Source organism: Enterococcus bulliens, assembly GCF_053761865.1.
Genome location: NZ_JBSMXK010000006.1, coordinates 1 through 15,637 on the forward strand (window position 1 = coordinate 1; position 15,637 = coordinate 15,637).

At 36.5% G+C, this 15,637-nt stretch carries 16 protein-coding genes and 4 pseudogenes; 13 read left to right on the forward strand and 7 right to left on the reverse strand.

Features of this window, described 5'->3' with window-relative positions; all coding sequences use genetic code 11:
• The first annotated feature begins 180 nt into the window (after positions 1-180).
• The 5 genes and pseudogenes from ACWOEC_RS04385 (at position 181) to ACWOEC_RS04405 (ending at position 5,163) form a co-directional block, all read left to right on the forward strand.
• Positions 181-1,984, forward strand: a pseudogene (locus tag ACWOEC_RS04385) (beta-glucoside-specific PTS transporter subunit IIABC).
• 18 nt (positions 1,985-2,002) lie between these two features.
• Entirely contained in the window at positions 2,003-3,469 is a 1,467-nt protein-coding gene (locus tag ACWOEC_RS04390; protein ID WP_455306249.1) for a glycoside hydrolase family 1 protein, read from the forward strand.
• A 12-nt stretch (positions 3,470-3,481) separates the two neighbouring features.
• Positions 3,482-4,318 carry a PRD domain-containing protein gene (locus tag ACWOEC_RS04395; RefSeq protein WP_455306251.1) on the forward strand — a complete coding sequence of 279 codons (837 nt, stop codon included), beginning with the start codon at positions 3,482-3,484 and terminating at the stop codon, positions 4,316-4,318.
• 102 nt (positions 4,319-4,420) lie between these two features.
• Positions 4,421-4,705, forward strand: a complete 285-nt coding sequence (locus tag ACWOEC_RS04400) for a phosphoribosylaminoimidazole carboxylase (RefSeq protein ID WP_455306253.1) — start codon at positions 4,421-4,423, stop codon at positions 4,703-4,705.
• 41 nt (positions 4,706-4,746) lie between these two features.
• Positions 4,747-5,163 (forward strand): GNAT family N-acetyltransferase, encoded by a 417-nt coding sequence (locus ACWOEC_RS04405; RefSeq protein WP_455306255.1) that lies wholly within the window; start codon positions 4,747-4,749, stop codon positions 5,161-5,163.
• A 6-nt stretch (positions 5,164-5,169) separates the two neighbouring features.
• Here ACWOEC_RS04405 and ACWOEC_RS04410 read toward each other — a convergent pair whose 3' ends face one another.
• Both ACWOEC_RS04410 and ACWOEC_RS04415 read right to left on the reverse strand, forming a co-directional pair.
• Entirely contained in the window at positions 5,170-5,298 is a 129-nt protein-coding gene (locus tag ACWOEC_RS04410) for a hypothetical protein (protein ID WP_455306257.1), read from the reverse strand.
• 77 nt (positions 5,299-5,375) lie between these two features.
• Positions 5,376-6,032, reverse strand: a complete 657-nt coding sequence (locus tag ACWOEC_RS04415; protein ID WP_455306259.1) for a helix-turn-helix domain-containing protein — start codon at positions 6,030-6,032, stop codon at positions 5,376-5,378.
• Between the two features lie 349 nt (positions 6,033-6,381).
• Here ACWOEC_RS04415 and ACWOEC_RS04420 point away from each other — a divergent pair.
• Positions 6,382-6,765, forward strand: a pseudogene (locus tag ACWOEC_RS04420) (MerR family transcriptional regulator).
• A gap of 72 nt (positions 6,766-6,837) precedes the next feature.
• Positions 6,838-7,620: pseudogene (locus ACWOEC_RS04425) on the forward strand (SDR family NAD(P)-dependent oxidoreductase).
• Positions 7,621-7,775: 155 nt separating this feature from the next.
• Here the strand turns inward: ACWOEC_RS04425 and ACWOEC_RS04430 are convergent.
• Complete coding sequence (locus tag ACWOEC_RS04430) at positions 7,776-8,228, reverse strand: hypothetical protein (RefSeq protein ID WP_455306261.1); 453 nt, start codon at positions 8,226-8,228, stop codon at positions 7,776-7,778.
• 221 nt (positions 8,229-8,449) lie between these two features.
• Complete coding sequence (locus ACWOEC_RS04435) at positions 8,450-8,719, reverse strand: hypothetical protein (RefSeq protein WP_455306263.1); 270 nt, start codon at positions 8,717-8,719, stop codon at positions 8,450-8,452.
• Between the two features lie 88 nt (positions 8,720-8,807).
• Between ACWOEC_RS04435 and ACWOEC_RS04440 the strand changes: the two genes are divergently transcribed.
• From ACWOEC_RS04440 to ACWOEC_RS04455, 4 genes are all read left to right on the forward strand, one after another.
• The gene (locus ACWOEC_RS04440) at positions 8,808-9,281 is read left to right on the forward strand and encodes an ASCH domain-containing protein (RefSeq protein ID WP_455306264.1); all 474 of its coding nucleotides are present in this window, start codon (positions 8,808-8,810) and stop codon (positions 9,279-9,281) included.
• A gap of 13 nt (positions 9,282-9,294) precedes the next feature.
• Positions 9,295-10,224, forward strand: a complete 930-nt coding sequence (locus ACWOEC_RS04445) for a LysR family transcriptional regulator (protein WP_455306266.1) — start codon at positions 9,295-9,297, stop codon at positions 10,222-10,224.
• Between the two features lie 139 nt (positions 10,225-10,363).
• Positions 10,364-11,104, forward strand: coding sequence for a carboxymuconolactone decarboxylase family protein (locus ACWOEC_RS04450; protein ID WP_455306268.1), 741 nt, complete (start codon positions 10,364-10,366; stop codon positions 11,102-11,104).
• Between the two features lie 53 nt (positions 11,105-11,157).
• The gene (locus ACWOEC_RS04455; RefSeq protein ID WP_455306270.1) at positions 11,158-12,138 is read left to right on the forward strand and encodes an aldo/keto reductase; all 981 of its coding nucleotides are present in this window, start codon (positions 11,158-11,160) and stop codon (positions 12,136-12,138) included.
• A gap of 84 nt (positions 12,139-12,222) precedes the next feature.
• On the opposite strand, the gene ACWOEC_RS04460 is transcribed toward ACWOEC_RS04455, so the two are convergent.
• Positions 12,223-12,747 (reverse strand): GNAT family N-acetyltransferase, encoded by a 525-nt coding sequence (locus ACWOEC_RS04460; protein ID WP_455306272.1) that lies wholly within the window; start codon positions 12,745-12,747, stop codon positions 12,223-12,225.
• A 179-nt stretch (positions 12,748-12,926) separates the two neighbouring features.
• Between ACWOEC_RS04460 and ACWOEC_RS04465 the strand changes: the two genes are divergently transcribed.
• Positions 12,927-13,328, forward strand: a complete 402-nt coding sequence (locus ACWOEC_RS04465; RefSeq protein ID WP_455306274.1) for a cupin domain-containing protein — start codon at positions 12,927-12,929, stop codon at positions 13,326-13,328.
• An 18-nt stretch (positions 13,329-13,346) separates the two neighbouring features.
• Complete coding sequence (locus tag ACWOEC_RS04470) at positions 13,347-14,393, forward strand: zinc-binding dehydrogenase (RefSeq protein WP_455306276.1); 1,047 nt, start codon at positions 13,347-13,349, stop codon at positions 14,391-14,393.
• 199 nt (positions 14,394-14,592) lie between these two features.
• Here the strand turns inward: ACWOEC_RS04470 and msrA are convergent.
• Positions 14,593-15,287: pseudogene (gene msrA / locus ACWOEC_RS04475) on the reverse strand (peptide-methionine (S)-S-oxide reductase MsrA).
• Positions 15,284-15,610: a hypothetical protein gene (locus tag ACWOEC_RS04480; protein ID WP_455306278.1), complete on the reverse strand. Its 327-nt coding sequence runs from the start codon at positions 15,608-15,610 to the stop codon at positions 15,284-15,286. Before ACWOEC_RS04480 ends, msrA begins: the two are co-directional and overlap by 4 nt.
• Between the last annotated feature and the right edge of the window lie 27 nt (positions 15,611-15,637).

A 15,637-nucleotide genomic window follows, 5' to 3' on the forward strand; every position in this document is an offset into this window, starting at 1 on the left:
CTCCTTTCGTTTGTTTATTTTGTGGTGATTTAATCATACAGGAAGCGAGTATGTTTTTTAATACCTAAAATGACAAATGGACTGATGAATTGAATTCAATTCATCAGTCCATTAAATTATAGAGCCACTTTTATGATGCTGTTTGAGGTCCTGTTTTTTGTACAAAAGGAGAAAAAGGATATGGATTACAAGGCAACCGCTAAAGAAATTGTCGCAGCAATCGGTGGTAAAGAAAATGTCGCACATTTAGAACATTGTTCGACACGATTACGCTTCACATTGCAAGATGATAGTCAAGTCGATCGCGCAGGATTAGAAAAAATCGATGGCGTTATTGGGGTAAAAATGAATGCACAATGCCAAGTGATTATTGGAAATGAAGTTGTTGAAGTTTACGATGAAGTCGTTCCTTTATTAGGAACTTTAGAACATCAACCAACAGCAAATCAGCCAAAGCGTAAACCAGGAGCAATTTTCCTTGATTTTCTAGTATCTGTCTTTCAACCACTAGTACCGGCAATTGCGGGTGGTGGGATTTTAAAATCACTTTTATTACTGCTTTCGATGTTAGGTTTGATGAGCGATCAAAGCCAAACTTATCAGATCTTAAATTTAATTGGTGGCAGTGACTACCGCGAATAAATTGAAAGTCAATCAACTCGTTGCCATGTCTGCAGTAGGTGCATTATTGTTACCAGACATGACCAAACTATTAGCAGATGGTGCCGTTTTATTCTCATTCAATTTAGAAAATATTGCTTATGCTTCACAAGTATTTCCAGCAATTTTGACGGTTTTATTTTATGCACAAGTGGAGAAATTATTTACCAGATATTCATTCAAATCTATTCGTATTTTCTTTGTACCAATGATGAGTTTATTGATCACGGTACCGGTTGCACTTTTGATCTTAGGTCCTTTAGGATATAATGCCGGAACAGCCTTTTCAGCAGTGATTGTATGGTTCTACAACCAATTTGGTTGGGTGGCAACTGGTTTGTTGGCCATGATTTTACCATTTATGGTCGTCACCGGTATGCACAAAGCAATGATTCCCTATACGATTTCGACAATGGGAAGCTTAGGCGCAGAGATGTTATATCTACCTGCTTCTTTAGCACATAATATTTCAGAATCAGGTGCTTGTTTTGCCGTTAGTTTAAAAACAAAAGATAAAGGATTGCGTGCTACTGCGATTTCAGCAGGAATCTCTGCATTATTTGGCATTACAGAGCCAGCGCTATATGGTGTAACGATTTTGCATAAAAAAGTATTGTACGGTGTCATGTTCTCTAGTTTAATTGGGGGAATCGCTGCAGGAATTTTTGCGTTAAAGGCATTTGCGCTTGTTGGACCAGGACTAGCAAGTATTACGATGTTCGTTGATAAAAGTAACTCGATGAATCTAGCTTGGGCATTTGTTACTTTAGTGATTTCTTTTGTGGTATCGTTTGGTAGCATATTGGTATTATTTAAAGATAAAGTAGAGAAAAAACAAAAATCAGTGGATGAGTCAATGCAACAATTTACGAATGATTTAACGTCACCAGTTTTAGGTCATGTCATTCCGTTAGCAGAAGTTAAAGATGAAGTATTTTCTAGTGGAATGGTAGGTGAGGGCATCGGGATCGTTCCTGAAGAAGATCGTTTAGTTGCTCCTTATGAAGGCGAAATCACGATGGTCTTTAATACACATCACGCTATTGGAATGAAATTACAAAATGGTGCAGAATTGCTTTTCCATATTGGAATCGATACGGTAAAATTAGAAGGAGAAGGATTTGAACCGCTTGTAAAAGTTGGAGACCAAGTTGCAAAAGGTCAAGAGCTTATTCGTTTCAATCGTCAAACGATCCTAGATGCTGGTTTAGATCCAACCGTCATTTTTCTTGTGACCAATCCAGCTGACTATCAAGTGAAGACTTTACATGAAAAAGATCATGTTTTAGAGCAAGATACGGTTTTAGAAGTAGCTTATAACTAGGAAGAGGAGCAGATAAAGATGACAAATGTACAATTTCCAGAAGGATTTTTATGGGGTGGAGCAGTAGCAGCAAATCAAGTAGAAGGTGCGTTTAACGTTGCTGGAAAAGGTTTATCGGTAGCCGATATGGCCACGTATAAACCAAATGTCGACAATAAAGACTACGCAGCGCATATGACCATTTCGACTGAAACAATCACACAAGCTATGGCAGATCCAACCGATAGTATTTATCCAAAGCGACGTGGAATCGATTTTTATCATCGTTACAAAGAAGACCTTGCATTGTTTTCGGAAATGGGATTTAAAACCTTGCGTTTATCCATTGCATGGACGCGCTTATTTCCAACAGGTGAAGAAGAAACCCCAAATCAAGCTGGAATCGACTTTTATTTAAATGTATTTCGAGAAATGAAACGATTAGGCATCGAGCCGATTGTGACTTTATCTCACTATGAAATGCCAGTAGCGCTAAGCGTTAACTATAACGGTTGGGTTGATCGTCGCGTGGTGGATGATTTCGTACGTTTTACCAAAGCTTGTGTCGAGCATTTTGGAGACTACGTGCCGTATTGGTTGACCTTCAATGAAATTGATAGTATTCATCGTCATCCTTTTACAACTGCAGGGATTATTCCTGATCGTTGTGCACCAGGAAAGTTAGAACAAGATATTTATCAAGCACTACATCATCAGTTTGTAGCAAGTGCATTAGCGACTAAAATTATCCATGAAACCTGTCCAAATGCAAAAGTAGGATGTATGGTAACCAAGTTGATGACATATCCATTAACTTGCGCACCGATCGATGTAGAATTGACCTTGAAGAAAAATTTAGAAAATAATTTCTATGCGGATGTTCAAGTCAAAGGAGAATATCCAAAATTAATTTTAGCTGATTTGCGTAATCGTGGTATTGAGATTCACATGGAGTCACAAGATCTAGAGATTTTAAAATCGTATCCAGTTGATTTTGTTTCCTTTAGTTATTATATGTCAATGGCAGAATCAAATGATCCTAATGCTAACCGTACTCCAGGAAATACAGTTTTAGGTGTGAAAAATCCCTTTTTAGAGTCAACTGAATGGGGCTGGAAAATCGATCCTAAAGGGTTGAAGATTTCGTTATTGGATTTATACGATCGCTATCAGTTACCTTTGATGATTGTCGAAAATGGAATGGGATCTGTGGATGTACTTAAAGACGGCGCTATTCATGATGCCTATCGGATTGCTTATTTTAAGGAACATTTCAAACAAATGAAAGAAGCCATTGATGAAGGAGTAGAATTGATTGGGTATACAAGTTGGGGCCCTATTGATTTAGTCAGTGCAGGAACTTCTCAGATGTCTAAACGTTACGGATTTATCTACGTTGATGCAGATGATGAAGGAAATGGTACATATGATCGTTTACGTAAAGATTCATTTTATTGGTATCAAAATGTAATTCAAACCAATGGGGCTGCGATTTTTAATGAATGATGAGGGACAAAGATGATACGTATAAAAAAGGTGTTGAATTCTAGTGTGGTCTTGGTAAATAAAGAAGGTAGTGAAATGGTCGTTTTAGGAAAAGGGATTGGCTTTGGGAAAAAAGCTGGGGAACTCATTGAAGAAAGCCATGTCGATCAAATTTTTTTACCGGAAAATAAACGTATTGCCCACATTCTAGAACTGATTGAAGAAATTCCTTTTATTTACTTTGATATAACCAAAAAGATTATTTTAATGGCACAAGAAAGATTGAACAAGACCTTAACAAGTAACCTATATTTGACCTTAACAGACCATATTCATTTTGCAGTGGAGCGGGCACAGTCTGGACAGATCGTAGCAAACAAACTATATTGGGAAATTAAAAATTATTATCCCCAAGAATATGAAATCGGTCTTTTAGCAATCACTCAAATCAATGATGCGTTTCAAGTCGATTTACCTAAAGAAGAAGCAAGTAACATCGCATTTCATTTAATTAATGCACAATCTGAATCAGAGAGTGCCGATAGTTTTCGTTATGCTAAGATGATTAGCAGTTTAGTAAACATGGTTAAATATTCGGTCAATTTCGATATCGAGACTACTTCGATTCATTACACACGATTTATTACGCATATCCGATTTTTTGTGGAACGGTTTTACTCTGATCAGTTGATCGAGGATACTGATGATGAACTGTATCACCAAATGCTTGTGTTGTACCCACATGCAATGGAACTCGCTGTTAAATTAAACGAGTATATTCAAAAAATGTATGGTAAGACGATTCCCAATGAAGAAGTTGTCTACTTAGCTGTGCATATTAATCGTTTAATGAAACATTCTAAAATTTAAGTTTAAAAAGCAACTATTCTAATGAAATATAAGAATAGTTGCTTTTTTTGATTGAAAATCACGTATAATTAGTATACCAACATAATTTAGAGGTGAAGATAAATGAATCCAATGGCAAGAGAAGCACTCGCAACTCCTAGTGATGTGAATCCACTATTAAAAGGTGAAGTTTTGTTGGAAAATGAAGAATCAATTGGTGTTACATCTGTTATTTTTATTTCTCCAGATCCTGAAAAAGTTAAAGCGCGTTATCTAACGTTAAGTCAACAATACCCCGAACACTTCTATATGATTTACGCTGTTGATTTTGATCAATATTTAGAAAAATGGGATCATTTTCCTTCAGTAGCCATTCATCTAGAGGACTTACAAGGAGACTCAAAATGAAGTCGGATATTTTACCTGTAACGCAAGAAAATTGACGTCAAGTGATCCAGTTATCGGTTACTCCAGAACAAGAACCTTTTATCGAGCCCAACGCAATATCTTTGTTAGAAAGTAGATATGATAGTCAATTTAACTGGAAGCCTTTTGCGTTAGTAGTAGAGAACCAAATTATAGGATTTGCGATGGTCGGTGCCTATCATCAGGAAGATCATTATATCTGGTTAGATCGTTTAATGATCGATCAACAGTTTCAGGGCCAAGGATATGGAAATCATTTTTTACATGAATTACTTATATGGATAAAAAAGAAGCAGCAAATCGACAAAGTGATATTGAGTACCCATCCTAAAAATCAAGCTGCGTTAGTGTTTTATGAACGAAAAGGGTTTGTTAATACGAAACAGTTTGATCCTGAGAATGGCGAGGTTATTCTTGTCTATACGTATAAAACAAAATAAAAAAGGCTAGCTGCGATAGTCAGTATATAAAGTAGCGATTACCGATTCACGTTTCTTAATGGTCGGAATTAAGTGATGCGAATCTTGAATGGGGATTTGTTTTCGTTTCAAAAATAATAAAATCGTATAGAGCATTTTTCGATCAGCAGTTTCTTTAAAATAATACCCACTTAAATCTAGAGAGTATTGTTCATTTTGTTTGGTAGATAAGATTAGAAAAAAGGTTCACTCATGACAGAGATATTGCGTGCAAAATAGCCTCCGTATAAACTTTTTCCTAGGTTAGGATCAAGTGGGAATGGATCGATCGAAAGTCTTATATGGTCGATATCTGTTATCGGAATTGTTTTTGTTTCACGGTGGACCAATTCTTTGATCGGCAACCACAATTCTGTCCAAGAATTAAGTTTATAAATGGGGACGACGATTGCTTTTTTTGTTAATGTCCAATGCGTATACAATCGGCTCTTTTTTAAAGAAAAGACATAGATAAATAACAGACAAAGCAACAATTGTAAAAATAAAGCCATGATCAAATAGGTACTATTTTGACTAAAGTCGAGAAAAGCATTCCATGCGGTCAAAATGGCAAGAATAGTTGGGGAAAAGAGAAACGTATACAATGTCTTGCGATGCTTGATTGTGCCGTACTCAAATGGAAAATGTAGATAGGCTTCACCAGTGATTAATTCGTCTAGAGAAACGTCGAGCAGATTACTGAGTACAATTAAATTATCAATACTAGATAGTGTTTCACCATTTTCCCATTTCGAAATCGATTGACGCGTGAGCGCTAATTTTTGCGCTAATTCTTCTTGTGTGATGTGATTTTGCTTGTGGTATTTTTTTATATTTTTCCCAATATGCATGGTCCTCACCACATTTATAATTTAAGCTTATTTTCGCATAAATTAACAAAAAAGTACCGCACTTTTTACGTGCATCTTGATAAAACAAGCTTTCTAGAGCCAATAAAAAAATCTATCGTTAAGCAAAATCAGGATACAGACCTAATGTACTTTGATAGAATGCATCTTTAAGATGAAAGGTAAATGATGTATCCAAGAAAAGAAATCGTATTTTTGTAATCACTGTATAAATTTTTGAACACTATTCAATAAGCTAAAAAAGCAAAAGTATTTAGTCTTTTAAAAGACGATTCGCAATAGAGAACCATAAAAATAAGGTTTCACATTAAGTATAGTGAGGAGTGAACAGATGGAATACACGATTGGACAATTTTCAAAGGTCAGTGCCTTATCGATGGATACGTTACGTTTTTATGAAAAAGAAGGGTTGATTGTTCCAAAGCATGATCATAAAAATCACCGCGTATGTGATGAGTAAGATGTTACATGGATTAATTTTATCAAACGTTTGAAACAAACAGGTATGCATTTAACAGATATTAAAGAATATGCTCATTTACGTTATCAAGGAGATGAAACGATTGCCCAGCGCTTACAATTGTTGTATCAGCAGACCGACTATTTAAATGCGCAGCAAGCTGAACTGACGCAACATCTTAATTTTTTGCATACAAAAATAGCAATTTATCAAAATATGCTTCATGAACAAACCAAAGTAGCAAAAAACAAATAAAAAAATGTACTTGACCTAGAGTACACTCCAGGTCTTATCCTTTAGTTATTCACTAAAAGGAGATGTAAGAAGATGACAAAAAAATATACAGTCATTACTGGAGTAAGTACCGGGATTGGTCATGCGACTGCGAAAGCTTTTGCTGCCAGACAAAAAAATTTGATTTTAGTTGCTCGTCGTCAAGAAGCTTTGATGCTCGTAAAAGAAGAGTTGTTAGCAGAATACCCAAGTCTCGATATTGTTGTAAAATCTATAGATTTAAGTGTCCCAGATGAATGCATAAAGTTTTTTAAAAGTCTTGAACAATTTGAACTCGAAACATGGATCAATAATGCAGGTTTTGGACATTACAGCACATTTCGTGATCAAAATGTACTTCGCACGCAGGAGATGATTCGCTTAAATGTAGAAGCTGTTACGATTTTATCGTTGTTATTTGTCCAAAAATAACAAGATGTTTCAGGTACACAGTTGATTAACGTGTCTTCAGCAGGTGGATATACGATTGTACCTACTGCCATTACGTATTGCGGCACAAAATTTTTCGTCAGTGCATTTACTGAAGGTCTAGCTCATGAATTAAAAACTGCAGATTCTCCGATGCAAGCAAAAGTATTAGCACCAGCGGCAACGAAAACAGAATTTGGTAAAGTAGCCAATAGTGATGCAACGTATGATTATGATCAAGCCTTTGGGACGTATCATACGAGTGAAGAAATGGCTGAATTTTTATTGGCTTTATACGATAGTGAAGAAACGGTAGGTTATGTCAGCCGCGAGCATTTCCGATTTGAACTAACCCAACCTAAATTTACCTATGCAAATCAAGCTGAAGTCAATCAAAAAACCAAGTAGAGCAAGTCTTTTGACGGAAAAAATGTCGATAAATATACTATAGGTATAGCTAGTGAAACAAACTCTAACGATTGTAAACTTATGATGACTAGCGCTTTGTGCAACTGCCCTTGCACAACAAGATCCCCCTTGAATGTAGACTTGGGGGATTTTTTTTAGTATTTTCTAGTATAGCTCGTTTTTTTATGCAGCCACACTCCGAACTCTCCAAATTCTTCCAGTGTTAAAAAATCACTAATCAGATATTGGCGATCTACTTCGCAAGTTTCAATTGCTGTATTGGTCAAAATAATCATATTTTTCTTATAGTTTAAATGATCTAGTTCATTGGATAAAGGAATTACTGTAAACGAATGTTCAAAATAAGAACTAAGAAATTGGACTTGGTCAGTTAAAAACTCAAGATGTTGTTTGCAAAGAGTAGAATAGACGCCTAAATAAAAAGGTTTATAATGTTCAAATGTTAGAATATCCATTGCTAAGTTAAAATGAATAAGACTGTGTTTGCGTTTCGTCAAAGGAATAGTCGTCAACTGTTCCAAATGTAAAATAAACGTTTCTAAAAGTGGCTTTCGAGTAGGATAATCTTCATACATTTTTTCAACCATAAACTCTTGGCGTAAACTTAACACGCTGAACTTATAAGGGAAAATCGTAATATAAAAAGCGAATTTGTAAAGCAAATAAGCAAGTTCTTTACGCTTTTCTGGTAGGATTTCTTCTTGATATAACGTATCGAGTATTATTTGAACTTTTTGTTGATATTGTTTTTGATTCTTGTTTAATGTGTGCTGTAAAAAGCAAATAAGATTTTGTAATTCTTGTTTAATTATCTGCTCATTTTACATAAAGCTAAGCGGTCTGACTGATCTAAAAGCTTTCGAATGATACGTGTTAAAGTGTAGTTATTATAAAGATTACCATTCGTGTAATAGTGAGTGTATTCCATGTTGCTTTCTTGTAGATAACGTTTGAATGTTGATTTTGATATACTATATTTTTTTTGAAATGTTTCAAAGTCGAGATTTCCTTTTTTGATATATAAATATTCTGCAATTTTAATCTTTTTTTCAATAAATTCTTCTACAAAAATAAACATTACGATCTCCCTTACCCATAGTTTATACTAGAGTATAGGAAGTTCTCGAAAAATGAAATGATTTTTGTTATAAACAAAGGAGAAACTTATGCAAAAAAATATCGAAGCCGCATGGCAACAGTTTTTGACTGCTCATCCCAAACGAAAAGAAGCGAAATTCGGTACGACATGGTCATTTGGAAATACGCCAGAGATGGCAGATAGTCTAGCAAAACTCGTACTAAATGGTCAAAAAACTGCAACAGCGAGTGCCGTGTTGGAATATGAATTAGAAAATGAAGCACTCCCAATCGTAGATCCTAATCGTTACGATATACTATTAGATGGCCGAAACCAACCAGTTGCAATCGTGCAAACGACACGATTGTATCAAGTGCCATTTAATCAAGTCAGTGTAGAACACGCGTATAAAGAAGGCGAAGGTGATCGTAGTTTAGTTTATTGGCAAAAAGAACATGCTCGTTTTTGGCGTGAAGTGTTTACTGAATGGAACGTTTCAGTAGAAATCGAGACCTTAGACGTACTGTGTGAAGAATTTACAGTAATCGAACGAATCAAGTAAGGAGTTTCTTAATATGTTGTTCAAACAAATGCAGTATTTTGTTGCTGTTGTGGAACACAACAGTTTTACGAAAGCAGCGGAAGAGGAGTTCATCTCACAATCTGCGATTTCGCAACAGGTCAGTGCTCTTGAAAAAGAATTAGGTGTCGTGTTATTAAAACGAGAACATCGTAAATTTAGTTTAACATTAGCTGGAGAGTATTTTTACCGGGAAAGCAAGCAAGTCCTGTCGCAAATGAAAGAAGTCACACAGCGAACGAAAGAAGTCACACAGCGAACGAAAGAAGTCACACAGCGAACGAAAGAAATTGGACAAAATAGTGGACCGCAACTGACGATTGGCTATTTACCCACTTATAACGGTACACTGTTACATCAAGTGATTGCTGATTTTTCTGAAAGCTATCCTGAAGTGACGATCCATCTTTTGAAAGGGACGCACGAAGAGTTGTATTATCATTTGCTGCATCAAACGATCGATTTAGCGTTAAGTGATCAACGACGGATGTTCTCAGAGGAATACGTGAATTTTGAGCTGGCTAAATTACCGATCCAACTGGAATTGGCTCAACGTAATCCATTGAGTCAAGAAACATGTTTAGAGATAGACGATATTCATCATCTTCCGTGTATTTTAATCACGTCAAAAAAGCAACAACAACACGAAGCAGCCTTTTATCGAGATACTCTAGGGTTTGATAATCCCTTTATCTTTGCTGAAAATTTAGAAGAAGCGCGCTTGATTGTTACTGGAAATCGTGGGTGTTTACCGATTGAAACCTTCGATGATCAATGGACAGCCGATTTAGGGATTACACGTGTCCAGTTGACGAAAAACCAACAGCCTATTTTACGTAATTATTGTGCATTTTGGGCTAAAAAAAATCAAAATCCCTATGTAGATCCTTTTGCAACTATCATGTTGTCTATTATTTCTACATAATATACGAAACAAGACGAAGCGAATAAGTAAGCTTTGTCTTGTTTTTTTGCATAAGTTTCACTTATCCAAATGATTCGAAACTAGAATTGATGCCTATGAATAGATGAACTACACTTAAGTCAAGAAAGGGTGATCGTAAATGGGTATTACACCATATGCACAACAGTATCATGAAAAAATGTTTCCAAATTATATTTCTAATTTTTTGACGACAGATCCGGAATTTGTCGAACGTTTTGATAATTTTGCTTTTGACGAGGTTATCCAAGCAACAGATGTTGAGGATCATACGCGTTTTTTAGCGATTTTAGCTAGTTTAATTGGTTGCCAAGGAATCGAAGAATTTCAAGTCATGGCGAAAGCCGCTTTTCAATTTGGTGTGACCACAATTGAAATAAAAGAATTAGTGTATCAAGCTTCTGCCTATTTAGGGATGGGACGTGTATTGCCTTTCTTCAAAGTGTTGAATCAAATCATTCACGAAAATGGAGAATCATTGCCGCTAGAAGGACAGTCAACCACTACGATGAAGACTCGTTTTGAAAAAGGAAGTCAGGCACAAGTGGATATTTTTGGTGAGAGTATGCGTAATTTTGCTACTCAAGGGGCAAAAGAAACGCAACTGATCAATAAATGGCTAGTCGAACACTGTTTTGGTGACTTTTATACCCGAACAGGATTAACACTTGAACAAAGAGAAGCGATTACCTTATGTTTCTTGGTGGCTCAAGGGGAATGTGAAAGTCAAGTACGTGCGCACGTGCAAGCCAATTTCCGTCTAGGTCAAACAAAAGAGGGCTTGATTCACATTTTAGCCAATCTCATCCCATATATTGGGTATCCGCGCGTATTAAATGGGTTAAGTTGTTTAGATAGTTAAATGTTTAGATAGTTAAATGTTTAGATAGTTAAAAAAATAAAGGAGCGATTACGATGGATTATGTAAAATTTGGCAATTCAGGTTTAGAGGTATCCCGTTTATGTTTAGGCACAATGGGATTTGGAGATCCTACCAGTGGATTTCACGAATGGACATTAGGCGAAGAAGAAATTCGAGTTGTGATCAAAAAAGCCTTGGATTTAGGAATCAACTTTTTTGATACGGCAAATATTTATTCTTATGGTTCTAGTGAAGAAATCGTAGGGCGCGCGTTAAATGATTTTGCAAATCGCGATGAAATCGTGGTGGCAACAAAAGCCTATATGAAAATGAAAGATCGACCAAATAGCGGGGGCTTATCAAGAAAAGCGTTATTTTATCAACTGGATCAAAGTTTAACACGCTTAAACATGGACTATGTGGATCTCTATATTATTCATCGCTGGGATTACAATACACCAATCGAAGAGACCATGGAAGCCCTACACGATCTTGTCAAATCAGGGAAAGTTCGTTATATCAGAGCGTCAGCGATGTACGCATGGCAATTCGCTAAAGCACAGGCAGTCGCTGAAAAACATGGATGGACGAAATTTATTTCGATGCAAGATCATTTGAATCTACTCTATCGTGAAGAAGAGCGCGAGATGTTACCTTTGTGTCAGGATCAAGGAATTGCTGTTACACCGTATAGTCCATTAGCATCAGGTCGTCTAACACGTGATTGGGAAGCGACAACAAAACGGTTTTTAACGGATCACACGGCCCGTCAAAAATACGATACCACACAAGAGCAAGATAAAATTATTGTGGAGCGTGTGGCACAATTAGCTAAAAAATATCAGGTAACTCGTGCACAGATCGCATTGGCTTGGCTATTACAAAAAGAAACAGTAGTGTCTCTTATCATCGGTGCGACGAAGGAACGTCATTTAACGGATGCATTACCAGCCTTAGATTTGGTCTTGTCACCAGAAGACGTGATCTATCTAGAAGAACCGTATCAACCACATCATGTAGTAGGAGCTTTATAGGAATATTAGGTTATATTATCTAGCATCGCAATCGTTTTTTTGATCAACGAAAACAAGTGGGGACATTCGTGTACCCACTTGTTTTTATCTAATTAAGTATTCATAGAATACACATTCATCACTGCCTGTTTGATCAAATTTAGGGAGATCTGTCTGTCCGATGTAGTGAAATCCACTTTTTTCGTATAGACGACGAGCTGGAAGATTTGTCAGTGCGGTATCTAAACGAATTGACACGACATTTAATTGTCGACCGTATTGTTTGATTTGATCGAGCATTTGTGACCCAATACCTTGTCTAGGTTTTGTTTGATCTGTGATCAAGGTATGGACGATCAAATGCTGATTTTTTTGGGTAGCGGTTTTCCAAGTTAAGCATTGATAGTGTTCATGTGCTTTGTGATTTAAGATAACCGTACCCAAGATATTTCCATCTTTTTTAAGAAGAAAGAATTCTTCATCTAAAACGGCGTGTTTGGCGATATCGAATGAAGGATAAATACCTAAAATCCAACTTGTTGTTTGGTCATTGATCAAAGGGACCATTTTTTGATAAAAAGCTTCGATAGCTGGTAGCTCTTGATTAGTAGCACGTGTTAACTGATACATGAAATCCCTACTTTCTAAAAATACGATATGAGTACTTAGCATACCGTAATCTACATACAACGTTCAACTAAAAAATAAAAAATGCTTTTTAAGCATGCAGTGATTCCTAAAAGGTATTATATTTAGCGTAAATTTTCCATTAAACTAAATATAAGTCAAATTTTTAAAGGAGAATAGTGGTGCAATCAAAAATCAATCAAATAAATGTATTTCCAATTGGAGAAAAAAACAAGGCATATGCCGATTACTTTGTCGGTCAAAGTTATTTACAAACTTTAGTCGCAGATCCTAAGGTCAATATTTCTGTGGGAAACGTGACTTTTGAACCAGGATGTCGTAACAATTGGCACATCCATCAAGATGGCTACCAAATTCTATTGGTCACGTCCGGTACAGGATTGTATCAAGAAGAAGGAGAAGAGGCACGAGTACTTCATGCGGGTGATGTCGTAGTGACACATGATGGCGTTAAACATTGGCATGGCGCCACTAAAGATAGCTGGTTCACACATCTAGCAATTACAGCAGGTACGCCGGTCTGGTTAGAAGCCGTAAGCGATGAACAATATACCACTTTGTAAACAATGGGAGGGAATAAAATGAAAACAGCAATTTTTGAAGAAGCAGGAAAAATGCAAGTATATGATGTAGAAAAACCGCAGTTACAAGCAGATGATGATGTCATCATTAAAGTCGTACGGGCTTGCGTGTGTGGTTCAGATCTTTGGTCATATGCAAATGGTGATGATAAAGAGGCACACTCTGAAAACTCAGGACATGAAGCGTTAGGAATCATTGAAGAGATCGGTTCAGCGATTACCACTGTAAAACCAGGTGATTTTGTGATTGTACCATTTACGCATGGCTGTGGTGAATGTGATGCATGCCGTGCGGGCTTTGATGGTACTTGTGACCGTCATCAAGGTGCGAGCAACTGGTCGCATGGATTTCAATCCGAATATATTCGGTTCCATTATGCCAACTGGGCATTGATCAAGATTCCCGGTCAACCTTCTGATTATACAGAAGGGATGATCAAATTCTTATTAACCTTAGCGGATGTGATGCCAACAGGTTATCATGCAGCGCGTTGTGCTGAAGTAAAACCAGGTGATAAAGTTGTCGTGATCGGTGATGGTGCAGTGGGACAATGTGCGGTAATTGCAGCGAAAATGCGTGGTGCTTCGCAAATTATTTTGATGAGTCGGCATGAAGATCGTCAACAATTAGCACTTGAATTAGGGGCAACAGCAGTGGTTGCTGAAAGAGGAGAAGAGGGGATTCAGAAAGTACGCGAGTTATTAAATGGAGGTGCAGATGCAGCCTTAGAATGTGTAGGGACACAAGCAGCAATCGACCAAGCAATTGGAGTCTTACATAATGGAGGGCGAATCGGATACGTCGGTGTTCCTCATTATAACAATCGCCCAATTGGCTCTACATTTGCGCAAAATATTGCATTTGCTGGCGGATCTGCTTCGGTGACGACTTATGATAAACAATTTTTATTAAAAGCAGTATTAGACGGAGATATCCAACCAGGAAAAGTCTTTACAAAGACATATCATTTAGCAGATGTCAATCAAGCCTATCGAGATATGCAAGAGCGCAAAACGATCAAATCGATGGTAATCGTTGCAAAATAAACAAAACGCTAAAGTGGGAGACTGCTTTAGTGTTTTTTTAATAAAGGATTGGCAGTAAATAGGATACAAGTTTAGTTATATAAACTATTATCGCATTTGAAATATAATGTAAAAAAATCAAAAAATAAACCCTTAAAAATTGGGGGGACTAACCTTATAAAAATAAGTCCACTCCTTTTTTAGAAAAATGGACTTATTTTTATAGGATATATCGTTTCAACCAATTCATGATGTTTTTAAATTGCTGCAACTGTTTACGCGTCTGTATCATTTTACGATAACGTTTTGGTTCTTTACGGTAGAAGTCTTGATGGTAGTGCTCGGCTAAATAAAAAGGCATGCTTGGTACAATTTGAGTAACGATAGGATCCAGATAAAGCTTAGTCAAAGAAGCTTTCGATTGTTCTGCTAATCTTTTTTGTATATCGTTACAATAAAAAATTATAGGACGGTATTGCGAGCCTCGATCTTGAAATTGACCGAAAGCATCAGTTGGATCAGTAACTTGCCAATAAATTTCTACAAGTTTTTGATAATTTAGTATCATCGGGTCAAAAATAATGCGAACTGCTTCAGTATGACCAGTAGCACCAGTATATCCAGATTCAACACTCAAAACACTAGGATAGGTATCATAGTGTGCTCTTTCGTAAAAGAGTGCACTATTTTTTTTGAAGTAAACCATTCTTGATAAGTTTCCATTACATCAGGAGTTAGATTATCTCTTAATGCTAGAGGACGCAATTGTGTTTCTAAAGTAGCCAAGACTCGTTTTGTTTCCTCACCATTTTCAAGTTCATTTTTTGCTTGGACCAATTGTTCGCGCTCAAACTCTCGAGTACCTGGATTTAAAATCAAATTATAAAGATGGGCTAAAATGAAATCATCTGTCATAAGTTCACTTCGATAATATACCACGTTACAAGAGTTACAATTAGAGCTATTAACAGCAATAAAAAACGAATCCAATCCATTTTTACAAAAGCTAAATGTTTGATGAAAGGTAGACGATGAGTCGGATTACTTACTTTTGTTTGATAATCCACAACTTGACTAAATGTAGTATCTGACGGAAGGGAGAAAAATACTAAAATTGCATATAAAATAGCAAGTACCAATCCAAACGATACAGCAAAAAATAAATGAACAATGAAACTTAACACGATAGGAATCAACAGCAAAGCACTTAATTCCATAAACGAACGAGATAATTTCATGTTGTGGCCTCCTTTAAACTCAATAGT